General features: G+C 66.0%; 19 protein-coding genes. 14 read left to right on the forward strand and 5 right to left on the reverse strand.

Annotated elements, in window-relative coordinates; all coding sequences use genetic code 11:
- From F6X62_RS07025 to F6X62_RS07045, 5 genes are all read left to right on the forward strand, one after another.
- Positions 1 to 1,212, forward strand: coding sequence for an LLM class flavin-dependent oxidoreductase (locus F6X62_RS07025; protein WP_153773072.1), 1,212 nt, complete (start codon positions 1 to 3; stop codon positions 1,210 to 1,212).
- Positions 1,205 to 2,083 carry an alpha/beta fold hydrolase gene (locus tag F6X62_RS07030; RefSeq protein ID WP_153773073.1) on the forward strand — a complete coding sequence of 293 codons (879 nt, stop codon included), beginning with the start codon at positions 1,205 to 1,207 and terminating at the stop codon, positions 2,081 to 2,083. The genes F6X62_RS07025 and F6X62_RS07030 overlap by 8 nt, the downstream gene beginning before the upstream one ends.
- Before the next feature lie 83 nt (positions 2,084 to 2,166).
- Positions 2,167 to 2,676 (forward strand): sigma-70 family RNA polymerase sigma factor, encoded by a 510-nt coding sequence (locus F6X62_RS07035; protein WP_153773074.1) that lies wholly within the window; start codon positions 2,167 to 2,169, stop codon positions 2,674 to 2,676.
- A complete protein-coding gene (locus F6X62_RS07040; protein ID WP_153773075.1) occupies positions 2,673 to 3,614 on the forward strand; it encodes a DUF4880 domain-containing protein in 942 nt (313 codons plus the stop codon). The genes F6X62_RS07035 and F6X62_RS07040 overlap by 4 nt, the downstream gene beginning before the upstream one ends.
- 95 nt (positions 3,615 to 3,709) lie before the next feature.
- A complete protein-coding gene (locus tag F6X62_RS07045) occupies positions 3,710 to 6,385 on the forward strand; it encodes a TonB-dependent receptor (protein ID WP_153773076.1) in 2,676 nt (891 codons plus the stop codon).
- A gap of 33 nt (positions 6,386 to 6,418) precedes the next feature.
- Here the strand turns inward: F6X62_RS07045 and F6X62_RS07050 are convergent, their stop codons facing one another.
- Both F6X62_RS07050 and F6X62_RS07055 read right to left on the reverse strand, forming a co-directional pair.
- The gene (locus tag F6X62_RS07050; protein WP_112897971.1) at positions 6,419 to 6,907 is read right to left on the reverse strand and encodes a DUF1097 domain-containing protein; all 489 of its coding nucleotides are present in this window, start codon (positions 6,905 to 6,907) and stop codon (positions 6,419 to 6,421) included.
- Between the two features lie 150 nt (positions 6,908 to 7,057).
- Positions 7,058 to 8,515, reverse strand: coding sequence for a PLP-dependent aminotransferase family protein (locus F6X62_RS07055; protein WP_153773077.1), 1,458 nt, complete (start codon positions 8,513 to 8,515; stop codon positions 7,058 to 7,060).
- A gap of 93 nt (positions 8,516 to 8,608) precedes the next feature.
- On the opposite strand from F6X62_RS07055, the gene F6X62_RS07060 reads away from it, so the two are divergent.
- The 3 genes from F6X62_RS07060 to F6X62_RS07070 all read left to right on the forward strand — a co-directional run bounded on the left by F6X62_RS07060 (position 8,609) and on the right by F6X62_RS07070 (position 10,758).
- Complete coding sequence (locus tag F6X62_RS07060; RefSeq protein ID WP_153773078.1) at positions 8,609 to 9,040, forward strand: GNAT family N-acetyltransferase; 432 nt, start codon at positions 8,609 to 8,611, stop codon at positions 9,038 to 9,040.
- 90 nt (positions 9,041 to 9,130) lie between these two features.
- Positions 9,131 to 9,748, forward strand: coding sequence for an FMN-dependent NADH-azoreductase (locus F6X62_RS07065; protein ID WP_153773079.1), 618 nt, complete (start codon positions 9,131 to 9,133; stop codon positions 9,746 to 9,748).
- A complete protein-coding gene (locus F6X62_RS07070) occupies positions 9,745 to 10,758 on the forward strand; it encodes a hypothetical protein (protein WP_218572547.1) in 1,014 nt (337 codons plus the stop codon). The genes F6X62_RS07065 and F6X62_RS07070 overlap by 4 nt, the downstream gene beginning before the upstream one ends.
- A gap of 15 nt (positions 10,759 to 10,773) precedes the next feature.
- On the opposite strand, the gene F6X62_RS07075 is transcribed toward F6X62_RS07070, so the two are convergent.
- Entirely contained in the window at positions 10,774 to 11,895 is a 1,122-nt protein-coding gene (locus F6X62_RS07075; RefSeq protein WP_153773080.1) for a mechanosensitive ion channel family protein, read from the reverse strand.
- A gap of 212 nt (positions 11,896 to 12,107) precedes the next feature.
- Between F6X62_RS07075 and F6X62_RS07080 the strand changes: the two genes are divergently transcribed.
- The 4 genes from F6X62_RS07080 to F6X62_RS07095 all read left to right on the forward strand — a co-directional run bounded on the left by F6X62_RS07080 (position 12,108) and on the right by F6X62_RS07095 (position 17,086).
- Positions 12,108 to 12,623 (forward strand): sigma-70 family RNA polymerase sigma factor, encoded by a 516-nt coding sequence (locus F6X62_RS07080; protein ID WP_153773081.1) that lies wholly within the window; start codon positions 12,108 to 12,110, stop codon positions 12,621 to 12,623.
- Positions 12,620 to 13,567, forward strand: a complete 948-nt coding sequence (locus F6X62_RS07085; RefSeq protein ID WP_153773082.1) for a FecR domain-containing protein — start codon at positions 12,620 to 12,622, stop codon at positions 13,565 to 13,567. The genes F6X62_RS07080 and F6X62_RS07085 overlap by 4 nt, the downstream gene beginning before the upstream one ends.
- Positions 13,568 to 13,634: 67 nt before the next feature.
- Complete coding sequence (locus tag F6X62_RS07090) at positions 13,635 to 16,028, forward strand: TonB-dependent receptor (protein ID WP_153773083.1); 2,394 nt, start codon at positions 13,635 to 13,637, stop codon at positions 16,026 to 16,028.
- A gap of 152 nt (positions 16,029 to 16,180) precedes the next feature.
- Positions 16,181 to 17,086, forward strand: coding sequence for a LysR family transcriptional regulator (locus F6X62_RS07095; RefSeq protein ID WP_054892743.1), 906 nt, complete (start codon positions 16,181 to 16,183; stop codon positions 17,084 to 17,086).
- Between the two features lie 64 nt (positions 17,087 to 17,150).
- Here the strand turns inward: F6X62_RS07095 and F6X62_RS07100 are convergent, their stop codons facing one another.
- A complete protein-coding gene (locus tag F6X62_RS07100) occupies positions 17,151 to 17,567 on the reverse strand; it encodes a RidA family protein (protein WP_063544388.1) in 417 nt (138 codons plus the stop codon).
- On the reverse strand, positions 17,567 to 18,886 hold the full coding sequence (locus F6X62_RS07105) for an NAD(P)/FAD-dependent oxidoreductase (protein ID WP_153773084.1): 1,320 nt from the start codon (positions 18,884 to 18,886) through the stop codon (positions 17,567 to 17,569). The genes F6X62_RS07100 and F6X62_RS07105 overlap by 1 nt, the downstream gene beginning before the upstream one ends.
- A gap of 281 nt (positions 18,887 to 19,167) precedes the next feature.
- Between F6X62_RS07105 and F6X62_RS07110 the strand changes: the two genes are divergently transcribed.
- Entirely contained in the window at positions 19,168 to 19,845 is a 678-nt protein-coding gene (locus tag F6X62_RS07110; protein WP_153773085.1) for a DUF1028 domain-containing protein, read from the forward strand.
- Positions 19,838 to 20,998, forward strand: a complete 1,161-nt coding sequence (gene argE, locus F6X62_RS07115; RefSeq protein WP_153773086.1) for an acetylornithine deacetylase — start codon at positions 19,838 to 19,840, stop codon at positions 20,996 to 20,998. The genes F6X62_RS07110 and argE overlap by 8 nt, the downstream gene beginning before the upstream one ends.
- The last annotated feature ends 98 nt before the right edge of the window (positions 20,999 to 21,096 follow it).

Here is a 21,096-nt window from a genome sequence, read left to right on the forward strand (position 1 = left end):
ATGATGAGCCTGAACGCCTTTCTCATGGCCACCGGGCACCATGTCGCGGGCTGGCGTCACCCTGATGCCCAGGCCGATGGCGGGTTGGACTTTGCCCATTACAGGCAGTTGGCACGCACCGCCGAGCGCGGCTGCTTCGATGCCCTGTTCCTCTCCGACACCCTGGCCATGCTGCCGGGCGATCGCGAGGCGTTGAGCCGCATGGCACGCACCGAGCATTTCGAGCCGCTGACCTTGCTGGCAGCGCTGGCGGCGGTCACCGAGCGCATCGGCCTGGTGGCGACGGTCACCACCTCCTACAACCAGGTCGAGACCCTGGCGCAGGCCTTCACCTCGCTCGAGGCCTTGAGTGGACAGCGCAGCGGCTGGAACCTGGTGACTTCGAGCAATGCCCAGGAAGCGTTCAACTTCGGGCGTGACGGGCACTTCGAACACGCCCGGCGCTATGAGCTGGCCCGGCGTTTTCTCGAACAGTTGCAGCGTCATTGGGCAAGCGTTGGGGTGACGCCCGTGCAAGTACTGGCCGGTGCTTCACGGGCGGGGTGCGAGCTGGCGGCAGCCCATGCCGAGGTGGTATTCACCGCACAGCCGGAACTGGTCGGTGCCCAGCGTTTCTATCGCGAACTCAAGGCGCTGCTACCGCGCTTCGGGCGCCGTGCCGAGCAGATGAAAATCATGCCGGGGGTGCTGCCGATCGTGGCCGACTCGCGCGCCGAGGCCCAAGCGTTGTTCGAGCAGTTGCAGGCACTGGTGCAGCCTGAAGTCGGCTTGTCGTTGCTGGCCGATATTGCCGGGGGTGTCGATCTTTCGGCGTATCCTCTCGACGGGCCGTTGCCGGATCTGCCGGGCACCGAGTCCGGCGTCAGCCGCCGTGAGCTGTTGATCCGCGTGGCCCGTGAGGAGGGGCTGAGCATCCGTCAACTGTACTTGCGCATGGCCGCAGCACGTGGCCATCTGGTGCTGGTGGGTGACGCCCGGCAGATTGCCGACCAGATGGAGCAATGGTTTACCGAGGGCGCCGCAGATGGTTTCAATGTGATGCCGGCGTATCTGCCCGATGCCCTGGGGGCCTTCGTCGACAAGGTGGTACCTGAGCTGCAGCGCCGAGGGCTGTTCCGGCGTGCCTATCAGGGCAGCACCTTGCGCGACCACCTGGGCTTGGCCCGTCCCGATTCATTTGCCTGTAAGGAGGCCCTAGGTGCCCATGGCTGACCCGAACCGATTCGCCGACTTGCCGCGGGTGCGCGGCCAACTCATCGAAGTGCGCCCCGGGCGACGGCTGAGCGTGGCTGTACAGCCCGGCAGTCATGAGCCCGACACCGTGGTGTTTCTCGGGCATGGCAGCGGTGGCAACAAGGATCAGTGGCGCGAACTGTGGCCAAGCCTGCGCGAGCAGGGTTACACCCTGGTGGCCTGGGACCTGCTCGGCCACGGCGACAGCGACAAGCCGCATGACACCAGCGCCTATGCCTGGGAGGCGCTGGTGGCCGACCAGGTGGCATTGCTGCAGCGCCATGCCGGGCGGCGCAACCTGTTGGTGGGGCACTCCTATGGCAGCGGCCTGGCCATGAGCACGTTGCTCGAGCTGCCGCGTCAGCTGCCGCGCGTGCGTATCGACGGCGCGTTGTTGCTGGGCAGCCTGTTGCAGCGGCCTGCGGGGCGCGGTGGCTTGCTGGGCCTGCCGACCTGGTTGTTGAAGCTGTTGCGGCCGATCCTGGCCAAGGACTTTCGTGCGCGGGCCTGGCATCCGCTGGCCGACCCGGCGCTGATCGAGTACGAGGAGGGCCTGGCCCAGCGCAACCGCCTGGATGTGTTCAAGGCGCTGATGAACAGCGCGAGCTGGCCTGAGCCCGAGGCGCTTGCCGGGCTCGACCTGCCGGTACAGGTGGTGTCTGGCGACAGTGATGGGTTGACGCCCGCCAGTGGCGGAGAAGCCCTGGCGCGACAGTTGCCGCGCGCACAGTTCCAGGTGCTGGCCCAGTGCGGCCATCAGTTGATGCTGGAGCGTCCGGCACAGGTGCTGGAGGCGTTTGAGCGTCTGTTGAGGGAGGTGAAGCGTGACGACAAGGTGTTTATTTCATAAAGGAATATTTATCTAATTTTATATTCCTTTTTCGGATTTCCACTTTGAGGCACAGTGCCAGCCTTTAGCTTGGCAGGTTGGATATGGATTTGCGGCCGTCATCGACCCAACAGCTGCTCGGGCAGTTGTTCGTGCAGAACTACACCTGGCTCTGCGCTCGCCTGCGCAGCCGCATGGCGTGCCCGCACAGCGCCGAAGACATCGCCTCGGAAGCCTTCGTGCGCATCCTCGGCCTGCCGGATCCGGCGGCCATTCGCGAGCCGCGGGCGATGCTCACGACCATTGCCCAGCGCCTGCTGCAAGAGAGCTGGCGCCGACGCGACCTCGAACGTGCCTATGTGCGCTGGGTCCGCGACTTGCCAGCGCAGGTGCAGCCTTCTCCGGAAGAGGCGCACCTGGTGATCGACAGCCTGCTGCACCTGGACCGTGTGCTCGACGGCTTGCCCGGCCAGGGCAAGGCGGCGTTCATCCACAGTCAGCTCGGTGGCATGACCTACAGCGATATCGCCCATCGGCAGGGTATTTCCGTCAGCCGCGTACAGCAGTACATGAGCGAAGCGTTTCGCCTGTGCTACCAGGCGCTGGACACATGAGCGAGCAGCCCATGGCCCAGGTGATCGACGAGGCGGCGCAGTGGATGGCGCTGCTGAATTCGGGGCACCTGAGCGAGGAGGATGCCGCCGCCTTCCAGCGTTGGCACGACGGCGATGCCATGCATGCCCAGGTATTTCGCCGCATGAGCCAGGGGCTGGGCGAGGCCAAGCGGCCAGGCTTGCAGCGCCTGCCCGAAGAGCAGGTGATCGCGGCATTGCAGCTTCCCTCCGGGCGCCGCCGGTTTCTCAGGAACAGCCTGGGTGCGCTGGGGGGCCTCGGTGTGGCGGCACTGGCAGCCAAGACCGTTGGCGAGCGCATCTGGGCGCCGGGTGATCTGCTGACTTTGACCGCAGAGCGCCGCAGCTTCGTACTCGACGGCGGCAGCCGCCTTACCCTCGATGCGCAGACGCGGGTGAGCCCGCGCCCCCCAAGCACGCTCTACGTGCACCAGGGCGCCTTGCAACTCGAGTGCAGCGGCCCGTCCCTCACCCTGGAGACTGCGCGTGCCGACATCGAGGTGGAGCAGGGCGGCACGCTGCTGCTTGCGCAGCGTTTCGACGGCGAGGTCAGGCTCACCGTGCTTGCGCGCCAGAGCGTGGTGCGCACGCGCCAGGGCGATGCGCTGCGGGTGAGGGCGGGGCAACAGGCGCGGCTGATCGCCGGGCAGGCGCCCTGGCTGGGGCGTGCGGACCCTGCGGCGAGCGCCTGGCTCAGCGGGCTGTACGAGGCGCGCGAGAGTACGCTGGGTGAGGTGGTCGAGGCCTTGCGTGCCTACCGGCACGGCGTGCTCAGGATTACACCCGAGGCGGCGAAGTTGAAGATCAGCGGGTTGTTTCCACTGGATGACAGCGCGCGGGCACTGCGTCTGATCGCCGCCGCCTTGCCGATTCGGCTGGCGAGCGTGGGCGCGCTGTGGGTGAGTATCGACCTCGCGTGATGCATAAGCTAAGCACCAATCGATCCAAGCCTTTTCTGCAGGTTTCGCCCGCTGGTTGCTCATTAGCGCAAACCCCACTGCAGAAAAGGCCCGCCATGCCCAACCCGATTCACGCCACGTTCCGCCACTCCTGCCTTGCCCTCGCCGTCGCCTTGGGCAGTAGCCTGCTGGCGCCTGGCAGCCACGCACTGGCTGCCGAGCCCCTGGTCGACTACGCCCTGCCGGCTGGCGACCTGGGCCAGACCCTGGTGCAGATCTCACGCCAGAGCGGCGTACCGATTGCCTTCGACCCGCAGCATGTCGCCGGCCAGCGCGCACCCTCACTGCAAGGGCGCTACAGCAGTGACCAGGCGCTGGAACAGGTGCTCCAGGGCAGTGGCCTGGAATATCGCCAGGGCGAGGACGGCGTGGTGATTTCCGCTGCACCTGCCGCCTCCGCTGCGGCAGGTAAAGCCCGCGCTCAGGGTGCCAGCCAGGACGTCCGCCTGGAGCAGGTGATCGTCACGGGCACCCGTGCCCAGGAGCGCACGGCCAGCGCGTCGCTGTCGCCGATCGACATCATTTCCGCCGAAAGCCTGGGCGCCACCGGCTCCGAGGAACTGGGCGCAGTGCTGGCGCGGTTGATTCCCTCGATCAGCTTCCCGCGGCCGAGCCTGGTCGACGGTGCCGAGCTGGCGCGGCCGGCGCAATTGCGCGGTCTGTCGCCCGACCAGGTGCTGGTGCTGGTCAACGGCAAGCGCCGGCACAGCGGGGCGTTCGTCAACCTCGGCGGCGCCGCTGGGCGCGGTTCGGCGCCGGTGGACCTCAACGCCATCCCGATCTCGGCGATCGACCATATCGAAGTGCTGCGCGACGGTGCGTCGGCGCGCTACGGGTCCGACGCCATCGCCGGGGTGATCAACGTGATCCTCAAGCACGATGCCAGCGGAGGTTCGGTCAGTACCCGCTTCGGTCAATACAACAAGGGCGATGGCATCCAGCGCCAGGCGTCGGCCAACACCGGTCTTGCGCTGGGCGACAAGGGCTGGCTGAACCTGTCCGCCGAGGGCAGCGACAACGACTACACCAACCGCGCCGGTGATGACCTGCGCCCCGGCAGCCTTGGCTCCACCACCTACGGCCAGCAGGTGTTCCGCCAGGGCGAGCCGGCCAACGACAACCTCAAGTTCTTCCTCAATGGCCAGCTCGACCTCAACGAACAGGCCCAGCTCTATGCCTTTGGCGGCTACCGCAAGACCCACGGCCAGACGGCGGCCTTCTACCGCGCCAGCAACAACTCCGGCAACGTGCAGAGCCTCTACCCGAATGGCTTCCTGCCCTTGATCAACGGCACGCTGGAGGATTCCTCGCTGACCACCGGCCTGCGCGGCGACCTGGGCCAGGACTGGCGCTACGATCTCTCGGCCAGCTACGGTCGCAACGACTACGGCATCAATACCCGCACGCTCAACCGCGCGCTGTTCAACGACACCGGCAGCACCCCGCTGAGTTTCGACAATGGCCGCCTCACCAGCGAGCAGAAACAAGTGACCCTGGACCTGGCCCGCGATGTCGAACTGGGCTGGCTGCCTTATCCGGTGTCGGTGGCGGTGGGGGCCGAGTACCTGCACCAGGGCTACGAGGTCAACGCCGGGGAGCCGGCCTCCTACTACAAGAGCGGCAGCCAGGGCTACGCCGGTTTCCGCGATGCCGATGCCGGGCACTGGACCCGGCAGAACTTCGCCCAGTACCTGGACCTGGAAACCAAGTTCAGCGACAAGCTCGGTGTCTCCGCCGCCGCCCGTCACGAGGACTACAGTGACTTCGGCTCGAACGTCAGTGGCTCGCTCTCGGCGCGCTACGACTTCACCCCGGCGGTGGCGGTGCGCGGTAGCCTGTCCACGGGCTTTCGCGCACCGTCACTGGCCCAGCAGCACTTCGCGTCGACCTCCTCGCAACTGGTCGACGGGGTGATTCAGGAGGCAGGGATCTTCCCGGTGGATGCGCCGGTTTCGCGCCTGCTCGGGGCAGACGAACTGAAGGCGGAAAAGTCGCGTAACTACAGCCTCGGCCTGGTCCTGCGCCCGGCCGACGACCTGCAGATCACCGCCGACGTCTACCGGATCGATATCCGCGACCGCATCACCTTGTCGTCGAACCTGCGCCTGAACCAGACGGCCATCGACTACCTACGGGCCGGTGGTGTGGGCGATATCAACTACACCAGCGCCCGCTACTTCACCAATGGCGCGGATACCCGCACCACCGGCGTGGACCTGGTGGCCAGCTATCGCTACCAGTTCGACAACGGTGTGCGCTGGAACACCACGGCGGGCTACAACTACAACCACACCAAGGTCACCGACACCAAGGAAGACCCGGCCATCCTCGCCCAACTGGGGCTGCCGACCACCTCCTTGCTGGAGCGTCGCGAGCGCCTTGGCCTGCTGGGCGATACCACGCCCGAACACAAGTTGACCCTGGGCAACGACTTCAACCTTGGCAACTGGACATTGCGCAGCAACCTGGTGCGCTATGGCAGCTATACCAGCTACCAGAACGACACCAGCTTCCCGGACCAGACCTTCGCCGCGCAGTGGGTGCTGGACCTGGCGCTGGACTACAGCCATGACAACTGGCTGTTCACCGTGGGCAGCGACAACGTGACCAACCAGGTACCCGAGAAGCTGGATTTCGCCAACAGCTCGGGTGGCAACCTCAAGTACTCGACGTTCTCGCCGTATGGCTACAGCGGGGCCTTCTACTATGCGCGCCTGACCTATGCATGGTGAGGCCTGCCAGCACGAACCCACTGCGGGGTCAGATCAGGCCACGAAGATCTTGCGTGGGCTGTAGTGCGAGATCCAGCCTGCCAGCGAACCGAGGGTACTGGCGCCGGCCATGTGCGCCAGGCTCTCCAGCGAAGGCTCAAGGTGCGCGGCGAACCAGGCCACCAGGCCCAGGAAGTAGCACAGCAGGTTGTTCATCACCGGCAGGCCGCGCAGGCTGACCACGATGACTGCCACCAGGAACACCACCATCGGGATTGCCAGCAATGCACCGACACTGGGTGCGAGCAGGCCCACGCCGGCTGCCGCCAACGCGCCGAAGACCAGGCCGAGCCAGACGCAGCCCAGGTTCTCCAATGTCGAGCGAGTGGTCAGGCCGCGTGTGAAGAAAGCGATCCAGCCGATGAACATGGCCCAGACCGGCACTTGCATGGCCAGGGCTGTGGCGGAGGCGGCGGCGGCGGTGACCGCTGCGACCAGGGTGACGGTCAGGTAGTGGCTGCGGGAAACGGGAAGGTTGCTCATCGTGTGGTTCCTCTGGGGTGGGTTGACGGCCGGATTCTGGTCCGATTCCCCAGCGGGATAATCACCTGAGCAAGAGCTTGTTAATTCCATTTAAATTAACAAAGTAATTGTAATAATTTGTTTGTGTTTTGAAATTGAAACAAAAGATGTTCATTTGTTTCCGCGTGTTTTAGCCGTTGCGGTGTCGTCCAGCGCCTTCCACACCGCTTCCAGCTGGCTTACCGCTGCCATCGCGTCTTCGGCGCAGATGAAGTTAGCAAAGCCCATCAGCAGCCCTTGCTCTGGCGAGGGCTGTGCCCGCCATTCGCTCAGCGCAAGCAGCGCCATGCCCTCGGCTCGAGCGCGAGAGGCGAGCAGGTGCTCGTCGGTTGCATCCAGGATATGCGCCAGCACATGGATGCCTCCGGCCTGCTGTTGCACGCTCAGGCGTGTGCCCAGGCGTTCCTGCAAGGCATCGACCAGGTAGCCGCGGCGGGTGGCGTACAGCTTGCGCATTTTGTTCAGGTGACGGGCGAAGTGGCCTTGCTCCATGAACTGCGCCACGGTCGCCTGCGGCGCGACGGCTCCAGGGCCTGGCAGGTGACAGGCACTGTCGTTGAAGCGCTCGACCTGGGAAATCGGCACCACCAGATAGGCCAGGCGAAGGCCGGGATACAGCACTTTGCTGAAGGTGCCGGTGTAGAGCACGCGCCCTTCGCGGTCCAGGCTCTTGAGCGCAGGCAGGGGGCGGCCGTGATAGCGGAATTCACTGTCGTAGTCGTCCTCCACGATCCAGGCATCGGCGCCCATGGCCCAGTCCAGCAGGTCCAGTCGCCGCTGCAGGCTGAGTGCCACGCCCATCGGGCTCTGGTGGGTCGGTGTGACCACCGCGAACCGCGCCTGCGCCGCCAGGCGCCGACCTTGCGCGACATCCAGGCCGTCGCGGTCCACCGCCACCGGTTGCAGGCGCATGCCGAGGTGCTCCAGACACTGGCGCGCGTGCAGGTAGCCTGGGTCTTCGTACCAGCCCAGGTCGCCGGGGCGCAGCAGGGTTCGGCATACCAGGTCGAGCGCGCCACGGTAGCCATTGGTGACGAACACCTGCTCATGGCTGCAGTTGATGCCGCGGGAAATGCCCAGGTAGGTGGCGATGGCACGCCGCAAGTGCGTATGGCCGGCGGGCGGTGGTGTGGTCATGGCCGGATTGTCGAGGCCGCGCAGGTGACGCGCTGCCAGACGTGCCCAGGTCTTGCGTGGGAACGCATCCAAGGCTGGCAACCCGAGGCGAAAGGGCGGCAGCTCGGTGCGTGGGTCCTGTTTCTGCTGCGGCGAGGGTGCAGCCTGCTCGAGGTTGACCTGGGCGCCGCCGGACAGTTTGCATAGCCCTGGCGCAACCACCGTGCCCGCCGCTCCGCGGGTGATGAAATAGCCTTCGCCGACCAGCATCTGGTAAGCCATCTCCACCGTGCCCCGGGCCAGATTCAGCTCACTGGCCAGGCTGCGCACCGAGGGCACCCGGTCACCCGCTCGCAGCTTGCCTTTGGCAATCGCTTCGCGATAGCGCTGGTAGAGCTGCAGGTAGATGGGCGCGGTGTGTTCGCGGCTGGGTTTGAGCTGTTGCAGGTCCATGGGGCATGTCCCATTCAATTGAGCGATTCTTGCACCTGTGAGGTAGGTCATGATCTTCCTAGAGTGGCGGCCAGACCTCAAGAGACACATGCCATGAATACCTTTCGCCTGGCCCACGCCGAAACCGACGCGCAGTTGCAAGCCTGCTTTGCAGTGATGAGCGAACTGCGACCTCATCTTGCCGATGCCGCCGCGTTCATCGACCAGGTGCGCCGCCAGGCCGGCCAGAACTATCGCCTGCTGGCGGCCTGGCAGGGCGAGGAGGCCAAGGCGCTGGCCGGTTACCGGTTGCAGGAGAACCTGCTCTACGGACGCTTCCTGTATGTCGATGACCTGGTCGCCAGCGCCGAGGCCCGCAGCCACGGCCTGGGCGCGGCCCTGATCGATGCCTTGCGCGAGGAGGCCCGGGCACAGGGCTGCGCGCACCTGGTGCTCGATACCGCGCTGGGCAACGCCCTGGGTCAGCGTTTCTATTTCCGCCAGGGCCTGCTGGCCAAGGCCTTGCACTTCAGCCAGGCCCTGTAGCCCGGCGTTTCGCTTTTCCCTCTCCCGGAGACTACCGATGAGCCCGTGTCCACTGGCCTGCATCCGCAAGCCCCTGTTCGGAACCCTCGCATGAATATTCTGCATATCGATTGCAGCACCAGGGCCGGCTCCTACAGCCGGGCGCTTTCGGCAGCGCTTGTCGCCCATTTGTCGGAAGACATGTCCCAGGTGCGGGTGACTCGCCGTGATCTGGGCCTGACGCCCATCGCCCATGCGTCGGCAGCCTACGCCGACGGCCTGCAGTCACCCCAGGCGCTGCAGGAGGCACTGGCCGGCTCGGCCATGACGCTGTCCGAACAACTGATCGCGGAAATCGAGCACGCCGACGTGCTGGTGATCGGCACGCCGATGCACAATTTCACCGTGCCATCGGTGTTCAAGGCCTGGCTCGACCAGGTAATGCGCGTCGGACGCACCATCGGTCGTACAGCCGAGGGGCGCAAGACCGGCCTGCTCGCCGATCGTCCGGTGCATGTGGCGATCGCAGCCGGTGGTTTTTTCAGTGGCGAGCGTCCCGGCCAGCCGGACTTTCTCACCCCCTACCTGAGCGCCGCCTTTGCCTGCATCGGCCTGCGCTCGGTGCATTACTTGGCTTTGCAGGGCACCGCGGTACTCGAGCCTGCGCAACTGCGCGTTGAGCATGAGCGGCTGCTGGACAGCCTGGCTGAGGGGAGGGCGCGTCCATGACCCTTATCGAACAACCCGCACCGCTGGCGCTCGAGCGCTTGGGCAGCCGCAGTCCGCTGGCCGTACCGCTGGTGGCGGTGCTGGTGTATCCGTTTCTGTTGATGCTGTTCCACGCCTATGTCAGCGAGCCGAGCGGCCTGGATGGCATCGGCGCGGTGATTGCGCTTGCGCTGGCCTTTGCCGTGCCGATTCCGGGGTTGCTGGTGGCCGGGCGTGCCGATGTGTCGGTGGGCGTGCGCCGATTCGCCTATGCCTGCGTGGCTGCGCCGACCCTGTATGTGTTTCTCGGCGTGGTGCAGGCGCTGCTGGGCAGCACGCTGCCCGATCCGCTGGTGTGGTGCGTGCTGTGGCTGGGATTGGCTGCGCTTGCGCTGCTGAGCGGGCGGCAGCAGGCGGCGGCGTCCGTCACCGGGGGCCTGGGTCGTTGGCGCGTGGCCCACGGTGTGAGTGGGGCGATCCTGTGCCTGTACGTGCTGTTCCACCTGGCCAATCACCTGACCGGGCTGGTCGGGCCTGAGTTGCACGCTCAGGTCATGGACCTCGGCCGTACCGTCTACCGGGCAGGCTTCATCGAACCGCTGCTGGTGCTGGCCTTCGTCTTCCAGGTGGTCAGCGGCCTGCACCTGGCCTGGCGCTGGAGCGCGCGGGTACAGGATCGGCTGCGCACCTTGCAGGTGGCGTCCGGGGTGTTCCTGTCGTTGTTCGTGCTTGGGCACATGAACTCGGTGTTCATCTACGCTCGCACCTACCTGGGCATTCCCACCGAATGGAATTTCGCCACCGGCGCGCCCACCGGCCTGTTGTTCGATCCCTGGAACATCCGCCTGGTGCCGCACTACACCCTGGGTGTGTTCCTGGTCCTGGTGCACCTGCTGCTGGGGCTGCGCGTGGTGATGCAGGCGCACGGTGTGCGGGAGCGGACCGTGCGTCTGATCTGGCGCAGTGGCTTGCTCGCCTGCGCAGCCATTGCGCTGGCGATCATTGCCGGGATGTGCGGCGTGAGGCTGTAGCGCCGGGGGCGGCGTTCAGTTCCCCTGCGAGTCCCGGCCCCTGACCTGCGTGAACTGGTTCGAGGCTTCCGGCAAGCCCGTCACCTTGATCGACCGCGCGCCGACGGCAAACTTGGCGCCGACCTTGGAGAAGCGCTCGAGCAACTGGAAGTTGATCGCCTGCTGGATATCCATGTACAGGTTGTAGCCGGGGTCGAGGACGATGTAGACGGCCTCGAACTCCAGCGCTTCCTTGCCGAAGCCGCGCAGGTGGGCGCGGTCGAAGCGCACCTGGCCCTGGGCCTTGATCGACTCCTCGACGATCGCCGGGGCCTTTTTCACCGCCTCCGTGGGCGTGTCGTACGACAGGCCGAACTCGAAGACGATGCGTCGCTCCTGCAGGCGCTTGTAGTTCTGGATGGTGCTGCTGATCATGCCGGCGTTGGCCATGACGATCTGCTCGCCGCCGAGGCTGCGGATGCGCGTGGTCTTCAGGCCGATGTTCTCCACGGTGCCGGCGAGCGAGCCGATGACGATGAAGTCGCCGACCTCGAACGGTTTGTCGACGGCAATCGACAGCGAGGCGAACAGGTCGCCCAGCACGTTCTGCACCGCCAGGGCCACGGCGATGCCGCCGACGCCAAGACTGGCGACGAAGGCGGTGATGTTCACGCCCAGGTTCGACAGCATCGCCAGCAGCACCACCGACCACAGCAGCACCCGCGCGCCCCAGCCCGACAGGGTCGCCAGCGCGCTGCCACGATAGGCATTGCCGGTGTCGTGGCGGGCGAAGTAGCGGGTCAGGCCAATGGCGATGGCGCGGTTGGCCCACAGGCCGATCTGCAAGGCTGCGACCACGAACCACAGGCTGCCGACCCGGTCCAGCCAGCGTTCCGGCAGGTCCAGCACGCCAAGGCCGACCAGCAGCGAGGCGAGCATCAGCAGGAAGTTGCTGGTGCCTTCGAGTACCTGGGTGATGACCTTGCTGAGCTGCCCGTCATGGCTGGACCACTGGCGGGCGCGGCGCTTGAGGAAACTCAGCGCCCAGCGCGTCACGAGGAAGGTGATCACGGTCACCGTCAGGGCCAGCAGCAGGTTGAGGATGGAGATGCCGAATACCGTGGTGGTGGTCAGCAACTGCAGAAATCGTTCGTCCATCGGGTCCCCCTCCGAGGTGGTGTTGATTGCAGGGTGTGCCGTGGGGCACAAACTGTTTAGAAGGGAGAGGTAGGTGAGGGTTTAATCGGATTTCGCCGGTGGCTCTTGCCGCCGCTTCGCAGGCGGATCAGAGCAGAGCACCTTGGCGAGCGAATGAGAAATAATTAGAATCACTCGCATTCGTATCTCATCCTTCCCCAGTGTGCCTCCGAATGTCCGACCCCGCCGCGGCACCCGAACCCAGCTTCAACACCCTCTATCGCGACCATCGCAGCTGGCTGCAAGGCTGGTTGCACCGGCGCCTGGGCGATGCCTGGACGGCGGCGGACCTGACCCACGACACCTTCCTGCGGGTGCTCGCGGCGCAGCAGGCCAAGGCCGTGCCGAGCCTGCGCGAGCCACGGGCCTACCTGCTGACGGTCGGGCGTCGGTTGCTGGTCAATCATTACAAGCGGCGCAGCCTAGAGCAGGCCTACCTGGACGCCCTCGCCAACCTGCCCGAGGCGCTTGCACCGTCACCGGAGCAGCGCTGGTTGCTGCTGGAAACCTTGCAGGCCCTGGATGACCTGCTCGATGGCCTGCCTGCCATGGTACGCCGGGCCTTTCTCTGGTCGCAGCTCGAAGGGCTGGACTACGCCAGCATCGCCGCGCGACTGGAGGTGTCCGAGCGTACGGTGAAACGCTATATGGCCAAGGCATACGAACACTGCCTGCTGGTGGACCTGTGAGCGCCCCGGCGGAGGTCGGCGCACGCCAGTTGGCCCGTGAGGCCGCGCAGTGGCTGGCCTTGCAGGATGCCGGCCAGCTCGACACGGAGCAGGCTGCTGCGCTGCAACGCTGGCGAGCCCGCAGTGCCGCCCATGAAGCCTTGTGGCAGAAGGCCGAGGGGCTGCGCCAGCGCTTCGCCCAGGTACCGGCGCCATTGGCGGTGGCTTGCCTGGACCGCCCCGATCCAGATCGCCGCCGCGTGCTGGGGCAGATGCTGGGTGTTGGCGCGCTGCTACCGCTGGCCTGGCTGGGTTATCGGCAGTTGCCGCTGGACGGCTGGCGTGCCGACCTGCGTACCGCCACGGGCGAGCGCCGCGGCTTGACCTTGCCGGATGGCAGCCGGTTGCAGCTCAACACCGCCACGGCGGTCAATCTGGACTTCGCCGAAGGCCGCCACTGGTTGCAGTTGGTGCAGGGCGAGATTGCCCTCGACACCGTTGGCCCGCTGCAGGTGCAGACCCGCGACGGCCTGGTGCGCGTGCAGGGGGCTGGGGTGTGCGTGCGTGAGCGTGCGCAGGGCTGTGTGGTGTCGGTCACCCGTGGCCAGGTCAGCCTGCAACCGCTGGCCGGGCCAGCGGTTCGCCTGGAGGCCGGGCAGCGGGCGACGCTGAGCGCCTCCGGCGTGACCGCCAGCCAGCCGTTCGACGCCCAACTGCCTGGTTGGCAGCAGGGGTTGTTGATCGTCGACGATCAGCCCCTGGGCGATCTGCTGCGTGAGCTGGATCGCTACCGCCCCGGGCTGTTGCGCTGGGACCCGGCGCTGGAGCAATTGGCGGTGACCGGCACCTTCCAGCTCGACGACACCGACCGCATTCTGGCCCTGCTGGCGGCGAGCCTGCCGCTTCAGGTGCACTATCGCACCCGCTACTGGGTCTCGCTGACCCCGCGCACGAAAATTGCCTGAAGGCTGTCCCTTTTCTGGCGCCCGCTTGTCATCAAGGGTATCCACCCCTGATCTGAGAGCGTTCCGGATGTCCCGCACCCCTTTGCTTCGCCCGTTATCCCTGCACCTGATGCGCGCTGGCCTGCTGCTTGCGCTGGGGCTGCCCGCGTCGGGCTGGGCCGATGAAGCGCGGCGCAGCTACCAGGTACCGGGCGGCAGCCTGGGTGCGGTGCTGACACGCTTTGCTGGCCAGGCTGGGGTCAGCTTGTCGGTGGACCCGGCGCTGGTCGCCGGGCGCAGCAGCCTGGGGCTTGCAGGCGAATACGGGGTCGAGGAGGGCTTCGCCGCCTTGCTGCAGGGCTCGGGCCTGATACTGGTCTCGGCAGGGCCCGGTAGCTTCACCCTGGTGCGCCAGGCCGCGCCGGTCGAGGGCGCGCATGTGCTGCCCGACATCAATGTCCATGGCCAGGGCGCCGCGCCGGCAGCAGATGCCTATGCCGGCGGCCAGGTGTCACGACGGGGCAGCCTCGGCATGTTGGGCGAGCGTGACTACATGGAGACGCCCCTGAGCATGACCTCCTACACCCGCGAGATATTGCAGAACCAGCAGGCCCGTACCCTTGCCGATGTCGTCGCCAACGATCCCTCGGTGCGCAGCACCAACCCGGCAGGCGGGCGCTTCGAACAGTTCTCCGTGCGCGGATTCAGCCTGTACAACAGCGATGTCGCCTACGGTGGGTTGTATGGCGTGCTGCCGACCTATTCGATCGACATGGAGATGGTCGAGCGGGTCGATATCCTCAAGGGGCCGGGGGCGCTGCTTGGCGGACTGGCGCCCAACGGCAGCATTGGCGGCGGGGTGAACATCGAGCCCAAGCGCGCTGGCGAGACGCCGCTGACCGAGTTCACCGCGCTGTACGCCTCGGCGGGACAAGGGGGCGGTCATCTGGACATCGGTCGACGCTTCGGTGACGACCAACGCTTTGGCGTGCGCCTGAATGCGGTGCGCCAGGCCGGCGACACCGAATGGGATCACCAGCATATGGACCGCGAGGCGACCGTGCTGGGCCTGGATATGAAAGGCGAGCGCACTCGCCTGTCGCTGGATATCGGCCATCAGGCGCGTGACGTGGATGCGCCAATGGAGCGTGTGGGCCTTGCCGCAGGGCTCAAGGTGCCGGATGCCAAGGATGTTCACCACAATTTCGCCCAGCCCTGGAGCTACTCGCGGGCCAAGGATACCTTCGGCGCCGTGCGCGGCGAGTACGACCTGAGCGACAACTGGATGCTGCTGGGCGCCCTGGGAGCGCGCAAGGGCGACTACGACTTCATGCGCCATGCCGTGCAGGTGGTCAACGAAGCCGGTCGCTTCACCGTCAGCCCGCGCGCCTTCCAGCGCGAGGAGGACGTGGTTACCGGCACCGTCGGCTTGCGCGGCTGGTTCAACACCGGTGCGGTCGGCCATACCCTCAACATCAGCCTCAATCGCTTCGACCTGACCTTCGACAACAGCGGTGCGCGCTATGCCAACGGCGTCAGCAACCTGTTCGACCCGGTGACCTTGCCCGCACCGGGCGCGCCGTTGGCCGACGACAACCCGACCCACACCAACACCGTGCTGTCGAGCCTGGCCCTGGCCGATACCCTGAGTTTCGCTGACGACACCGTGCTGCTCACCCTCGGCGCGCGCCTTCAGCGTGTCGAGGTCGACAGCTCCGAGCCCGGCGAGCCCGACCAGCGCTACAACGAGCGCGCCACCTCGCCGGCCATGGGCCTGGTGTGGCGCACCACCGAGCAGCTGTCGCTGTACTTCAACTACATGGAGGGCCTGACCCAGGGCCAGGTGGCACCGGAAACGGCGAACAACGCCGGCAAGGTCTTCGCGCCATACCGCAGCAAGCAACTGGAGGTCGGCGCCAAGTACGACATGGGGCGTTTCAGCACCACGGTCAGCCTGTTCCGTATCGAGAAACCGTCGTACTTCACCGATGCCCAGAACAACCTCAGCGCCGACGGCGAGCAGCGCAACCAGGGTCTGGAAATCAGCCTGTTCGGCGAGCCACTGGACGGGGTGCGGGTGTTGGGCGGGGCGATGTTCCTCGATGCCGAGCAGACCCGCACGGCCAATGGCCGCAACGATGGCAACCGTGCCATCGGCGCGCCGGTGGTCAATGCCAACCTTGGCGTTGAGTGGGACCTGCCGGCCATCGACGGGCTGACCCTGAGCGCGCGTGTCATCCATACCGGCAACCAGTACCTGGATGCTGCCAACCGGCAGAAGGTCGACGCCTGGCAGCGTTATGACCTGGGTGCACGCTACGCACTCAAGCTCGGTGACAAGGACGTCACCCTGCGCGCCAGCGTCGAGAACGTGCTGGACAAGACCTACTGGGCCTCGGCCAACGTCCCCGACGGCACCGCCACCGGCCTGACCCTGTCGACCCCGCGCACGTGGTTGCTGTCGGCGACGGTCGGGTTCTGAGGGGCCGTTGCCCTGGGGGCGGGCAACAAGCGAGCAAAAATATGCTCAGCCCCCAGGCAAATCCTAGGCTGCACTGGCCGCACGCGCGCCAGCCACTAAGGTAAGGTGAGAGGAAAATTTCGCGCGCCGCCCACGGCGCCCCAGAGGTGCCCATGGCTTCCTACACCTTGCGACAACTCAAGTACTTCGTCACCACCGTGGAGGCTGGCAGTGTTGCCGAGGCTTCGCGCCAGCTGTACATCGCCCAGCCGTCGATCTCCACCGCGATCAAGAGCCTGGAAGAGAGCTTCGGTGTGCAGTTGTTCATCCGTCACCACGCCCAGGGCGTGTCGCTGACCCCCAGCGGCAAGCGCTTCTACGCCAAGACCAAGGCGCTGCTGCAGATGTCCCATGAGTTCGAGCAGAACGCCCTGGCCGACAACGATACGGTGGCCGGGCAGATCGACATCGGCTGCTTCGAGACCGTCGCGCCGCTTTATCTGCCACGGTTGATCGCAGGGTTTCGCGAGCGCTACCCCGGCGTCGACATCCGCCTGCGTGACGGTGAGCAGCAGGAGCTGATCCAGGGGCTGACCGCCGGCACCTTCGACCTGGCGTTTCTCTACGACCACGACCTGGACGGCACCATCGAGGCCGAGCCGCTGATGCCGCCGCAGAAGCCCTATGTGCTGCTGCCCGAGAAGCACCGCTTCGCCAGCCAGGCCCAGGTTTCGCTGCGCGACCTGTGCCCGGAGCCGATGATCCTGCTCGACGTTGCGCCGAGCCGTACCTACTTCGTCAGCCTGTTCAACGAGATGGGGCTGACGCCGAACATCGTCTTCAGTTCGCCATCGATCGAGATGGTGCGCGGGATGGTAGGGCAGGGGTTCGGTTTTTCGCTGCTGGTGACCCGGCCGCATTCACCCTTCACCTATGACGGCAAGCGCCTGGTGACACTGGATATTGCCGAGCCGGTGGCGCTGTCGGGGCTGGCGGCGGCGCACCTCAAGCGTGTGCAGTTGACCAAGCCTGCGCAGTTGTTCGTCGAGTTCTGTCGCGAAGAGTTGGCGAAGCTTTAAACGATTCGCGGCGGTTCGGCTACCCGAACCGCCGCGAACAGAACACCGCGGTGGCAATCAGTGCTTACTGCTCATCTGGCACTACAGCGATCACATCGATTTCCATCAACCACTCAGCCTGCGCCAGACCCGCGACCACCAGCCCGGTGGAGATCGGGAATACGCCCTTGAGCCACTTGCCGACTTCGCGGTACACCGGCTCGCGGAAGCGTGGGTCGGTAATGTAGGTGGTGGTCTTGACGATATGCGACAGGTCGGAGCCGGCCTCTTCAAGCAGTTGCTTGACGTTTTTCATCGCCTGCTCGGCCTGCGCCTGCGGGTCGCCCAGACCGACCAGGCGGCCTTCGAAATCGGTGCCGACCTGGCCGCGTACATAGATGGTGTTGCCGGCACGCACGGCCTGGCAGAGGTCATTGTCCAGGGTCTGGTTGGGGTAGGTGGCCTTGGTGTTGAACATGCGGATGCGGGTATGGGTAGGCATCAGTGGGCTCCGAGGGTGCTGACGTTGCTGATCGAGGTGTGTGGCTGTTCATCCGCTGCGCGCTGGTCGCGGTCGCGGTAGGCCAGGTAGGTGCGCTGGGTGGCGATATGGCCGGCGACATGCTTGGCGTCGTGCCATACGCCCCAGATGAACGACGAGCCGCGGCGCGACAGCCAGGGCAGGCCGAGGAAATACACCCCCGGCTCGCGGGCCACGCCGCGCTGGTGCTGGGGTTTGCCGTTGGCGTCGAAGGTGTCGACCTGCAGCCAACTGAAGTCCACGCCGTAGCCGGTGGCCCAGATGATGCTGGTGACACCAGCCTTGGCCAGGTCCAGTTCCAGCAGCGGGTTGCTGACGCAGTCCGGGTCGGCCAGGCGTTGGCGCGCTTCGGGCTCTTCTGGCAGGTCCAGGCCGTTGCGCTCGATGTAGGCATCGGCGGCATCGAGCAGGGCCAGGTAGTTCTCGTCGCCGCGGTTGATGTTGTCGGCCAGGTTGTCCTGGAAACGCACCACGCCGTCTTCGAACGACTGGGTCAGGCCGACCAGGGTCATGCCCTGGTGGGCGAGGGCGCGGAAGTCCACGGTATGGCCGCCACGGGCACCGCTGACGGCAATGGTCACGTGCTCGCGGCCGGGCTTGGCGATTTCCGCGTCCCATTCACCCAGCACGCCCAGCCACCAGCAGAAGTCGCGGTTGCGGTAGGCGCGTGGTGGGCGGTCGTGGGCACCGACCGAGAGGTAGACCTGGCGCCCGGCGCGCATCAGCTCCTCGGCGATCTGTACGCCGGAAGAGCCGGCACCGACCACCAGCACCGCACCGTCAGGCAACTGCTGCGGGTTGTAGTAGGCGGCGGAGTGGATCTGGTGCAGCCGCTCATCCTTTGGCGCAATGGCCGGGATCACCGGTTTCTGGAACGGCCCGGTGGCGGCGACCACGCGGTTGGCGCGCATCACGCCTTCGTTGGTTTCGATGGTGAAGCCCGGGCGGTCGCTGTTGCGCACCACGCGCTTGACTTCGATGCCGGTACGCACCGGCAGGTTGTACTTGCGCACGTAGCGCTCGAAGTAGTCGGCGACCTGGTCCTTGCCGGCGAAGGCGTCGGCGTCGAGGTCGAATTCAAGGCCAGGGAAGCGGTCGTGCCAGACTGGCCCGTTGGCCACCAGCGAGTCCCAGCGTCCAGTGCGCCAGGCCTCGGCGATGCGGTTGCGTTCCAGCACCAGGTGCGGCACGCCGAGTTTGCTCAGGTGTTCGCTCATGGCCACGCCGGCCTGGCCGGCGCCGACCACGAGGGTGTCGATTTCGAGATTGTTCAGTGTCATGTCCGAGCCCTTGTTCAGGCGGTTTTTGTCAGGTCGGTTTTGGAGGACCGCCGTTACCTGGGGCCAGACTAGGGATGCACGGAATTTCGCGAAAATAGTATTTAGCTGGGGCTTGCCGATAAATTGGCGAAGGGTGGCAGCGCTGCAGCGAGCAGCCCGGCAGATTTGCCCAGCAAACCCGCAGTGCCCAGTTTTTTCCTCGCCAATGCCAAGCAAAATGCTCGTTTCGCCGCCGCCAGGGCTTGCCGAGAATGCCGGTAAACCCAGAAAGGAGCTGCACCATGACCTTCTCCATCATCGGCCGCTGCCAGGAAACCGGCCAGGTCGGCATCGCCATCAGCTCGTCCAGCATCGCCGTCGGTGCCCGCTGCCCGTGGGTGCGCGCCGGGGTCGGGGCGGTGGCGACGCAGAACATCACCTTGCCGGCCCTCGGCCCGCAGATCCTCGACGCCCTCGAGCAGGGCCAGTTGCCGCCTGCCGCAGCGCTGGACCGGGTGCTCAGCGCCAACGGCTGGAGCGAGTACCGCCAGGTGACGGTGATCGACAGCCACGGCCAGGTCGCGCTGTTCACCGGCAAAGAAGCACTCGGCGTACATAACGCGCTCGCCGGCGAGCAGTGTGCAGCCGCGGGCAACCTGCTGGCCTCGCCGCAGGTGATCGAGGCGATGGTGCACGCGTTCGAGCAGGCCGGTGGGCACCTGGCCGATCGCTTGCTGGCGGCGATGCACGCGGCCATGGCCGCCGGTGGCGAGGCTGGCCCTGTGCACTCGGCCGCGCTGAAGATCGCCGGTGAGCTGACCTGGCCGCTGGTAGACCTGCGTGTGGACTGGGCCGAGCACGATCCGATCAGCGAACTCGACCGCCTGTGGCAGGCCTATCGCCCACAGATGCAGGATTACGTCACCCGAGCCTTGAACCCGACCACCGCACCCAGCTACGGGGTGCCGGGCGATGAGTGATCTCACCAGCCGCGCCGTGCTGGAGCGCTTGATCGGCTTTGCCACGGTCAGTCGCGACTCCAACCTCGAACTGATCGGTTTCATCCGCGATTACCTGGCGGGGCTGGGGGTCGAGAGCGAATTGTTCCTCAACGAGGAGGGCACCAAGGCCAACCTGTTCGCCACCATCGGCCCGACCGATCGTGGCGGCGTGGTGCTGTCCGGGCATACCGATGTGGTGCCGGTGGACGGCCAGGCCTGGAGCGTCGAGCCGTTTCGCCTGAGCGAGCGCGATGGTCGCCTGTATGGCCGTGGCACGGCCGACATGAAGGGCTTCATCGCCTCGGTGCTGGCGGCGGTGCCGGCGTTTCTCGCCCAGCCGCTGACAACGCCGGTGCACCTGGCATTCTCCTATGACGAAGAGGTCGGCTGCCTCGGTGTGCGCTCGATGCTGGAGGCGCTCGAACAGCGCCCGAACAAGCCACGCCTGTGCCTGATCGGCGAACCCACCGAGCTCAAACCCGTGCTCGGGCACAAGGGCAAGCTGGCCATGCGCTGCCAGGTGCACGGCGCCGCTTGTCATTCGGCCTATGCACCCTATGGCGTCAATGCCATCGAGTACGCAGCGCAATTGATTGGCAAGCTGGGCGAGATTGGCGGCGAACTGGCCCGTCCCGAGAACCATGACGCGCGCTTCGATCCGCCGTTCTCCACGGTCCAGACCGGTGTTATCAAGGGCGGGCGGGCGCTGAACATCGTGCCTGAGGAGTGCGAGTTCGATTTCGAGGTGCGTGCCTTGCCGGGTTTCGAGGCCAAGGTCGTGGCCGAGCGCCTGCAGACCTACGCCGAAACCGACCTGCTGCCACGCATGCGAGCCGTCAGTGAAACCAGCGATATCCGCCTCAAGCCGCTCAGTGCCTACCCTGGGCTGGCAACGCCCGAAGACAGCGAAGCGGCGCGCCTGGTGGCGTTGCTCAGCGGTTCGGAAGATTTTGGCACCGTGGCCTTTGGTACCGAGGGTGGGCTGTTCGATCAGGCGGGGATCCCGACTGTGGTCTGCGGGCCGGGTAGCATGGATCAGGGGCACAAGCCGGACGAGTTTGTCAGCGTTGTGCAGCTGCAGGGTTGTGATGCGATGTTGCTGCGCTTGCGTGATTATCTTGTTGGTGACTGAGGTGCTTGCCGAAAGATTTTCAGCGCCCATGAGATCGAGCGCCGCCCGCGCGGCGCTTCGCGGGCAAGCCCGCTCCTACAGTTTGTTTCGGGCCAGTT

The sequence above is a fragment of the Pseudomonas sp. MNR3A genome, from assembly GCF_009650575.1.
GTDB lineage: Bacteria > Pseudomonadota > Gammaproteobacteria > Pseudomonadales > Pseudomonadaceae > Aquipseudomonas > Aquipseudomonas machongensis.

What these genes read in the sequence shown, in the direction of transcription:
- F6X62_RS07035 (WP_153773074.1), top strand. Translation starts at nt 2,167, where the DNA reads ATGGATTTGCGGCCGTCATCGACCCAACAGCTGCTCGGGCAGTTGTTC.
- F6X62_RS07040 (WP_153773075.1), top strand. Translation starts at nt 2,673, where the DNA reads ATGAGCGAGCAGCCCATGGCCCAGGTGATCGACGAGGCGGCGCAGTGG.
- F6X62_RS07075 (WP_153773080.1), bottom strand. Translation starts at nt 11,895, where the DNA reads ATGGACGAACGATTTCTGCAGTTGCTGACCACCACCACGGTATTCGGC.
- F6X62_RS07045 (WP_153773076.1), top strand. Translation starts at nt 3,710, where the DNA reads ATGCCCAACCCGATTCACGCCACGTTCCGCCACTCCTGCCTTGCCCTC.
- F6X62_RS07110 (WP_153773085.1), top strand. Translation starts at nt 19,168, where the DNA reads ATGACCTTCTCCATCATCGGCCGCTGCCAGGAAACCGGCCAGGTCGGC.
- F6X62_RS07070 (WP_218572547.1), top strand. Translation starts at nt 9,745, where the DNA reads ATGACCCTTATCGAACAACCCGCACCGCTGGCGCTCGAGCGCTTGGGC.
- F6X62_RS07050 (WP_112897971.1), bottom strand. Translation starts at nt 6,907, where the DNA reads ATGAGCAACCTTCCCGTTTCCCGCAGCCACTACCTGACCGTCACCCTG.
- F6X62_RS07100 (WP_063544388.1), bottom strand. Translation starts at nt 17,567, where the DNA reads ATGCCTACCCATACCCGCATCCGCATGTTCAACACCAAGGCCACCTAC.
- F6X62_RS07060 (WP_153773078.1), top strand. Translation starts at nt 8,609, where the DNA reads ATGAATACCTTTCGCCTGGCCCACGCCGAAACCGACGCGCAGTTGCAA.
- F6X62_RS07030 (WP_153773073.1), top strand. Translation starts at nt 1,205, where the DNA reads ATGGCTGACCCGAACCGATTCGCCGACTTGCCGCGGGTGCGCGGCCAA.
- F6X62_RS07065 (WP_153773079.1), top strand. Translation starts at nt 9,131, where the DNA reads ATGAATATTCTGCATATCGATTGCAGCACCAGGGCCGGCTCCTACAGC.
- F6X62_RS07025 (WP_153773072.1), top strand. Translation starts at nt 1, where the DNA reads ATGATGAGCCTGAACGCCTTTCTCATGGCCACCGGGCACCATGTCGCG.
- F6X62_RS07055 (WP_153773077.1), bottom strand. Translation starts at nt 8,515, where the DNA reads ATGGACCTGCAACAGCTCAAACCCAGCCGCGAACACACCGCGCCCATC.
- F6X62_RS07095 (WP_054892743.1), top strand. Translation starts at nt 16,181, where the DNA reads ATGGCTTCCTACACCTTGCGACAACTCAAGTACTTCGTCACCACCGTG.
- F6X62_RS07105 (WP_153773084.1), bottom strand. Translation starts at nt 18,886, where the DNA reads ATGACACTGAACAATCTCGAAATCGACACCCTCGTGGTCGGCGCCGGC.
- argE (WP_153773086.1), top strand. Translation starts at nt 19,838, where the DNA reads ATGAGTGATCTCACCAGCCGCGCCGTGCTGGAGCGCTTGATCGGCTTT.
- F6X62_RS07080 (WP_153773081.1), top strand. Translation starts at nt 12,108, where the DNA reads ATGTCCGACCCCGCCGCGGCACCCGAACCCAGCTTCAACACCCTCTAT.
- F6X62_RS07090 (WP_153773083.1), top strand. Translation starts at nt 13,635, where the DNA reads ATGTCCCGCACCCCTTTGCTTCGCCCGTTATCCCTGCACCTGATGCGC.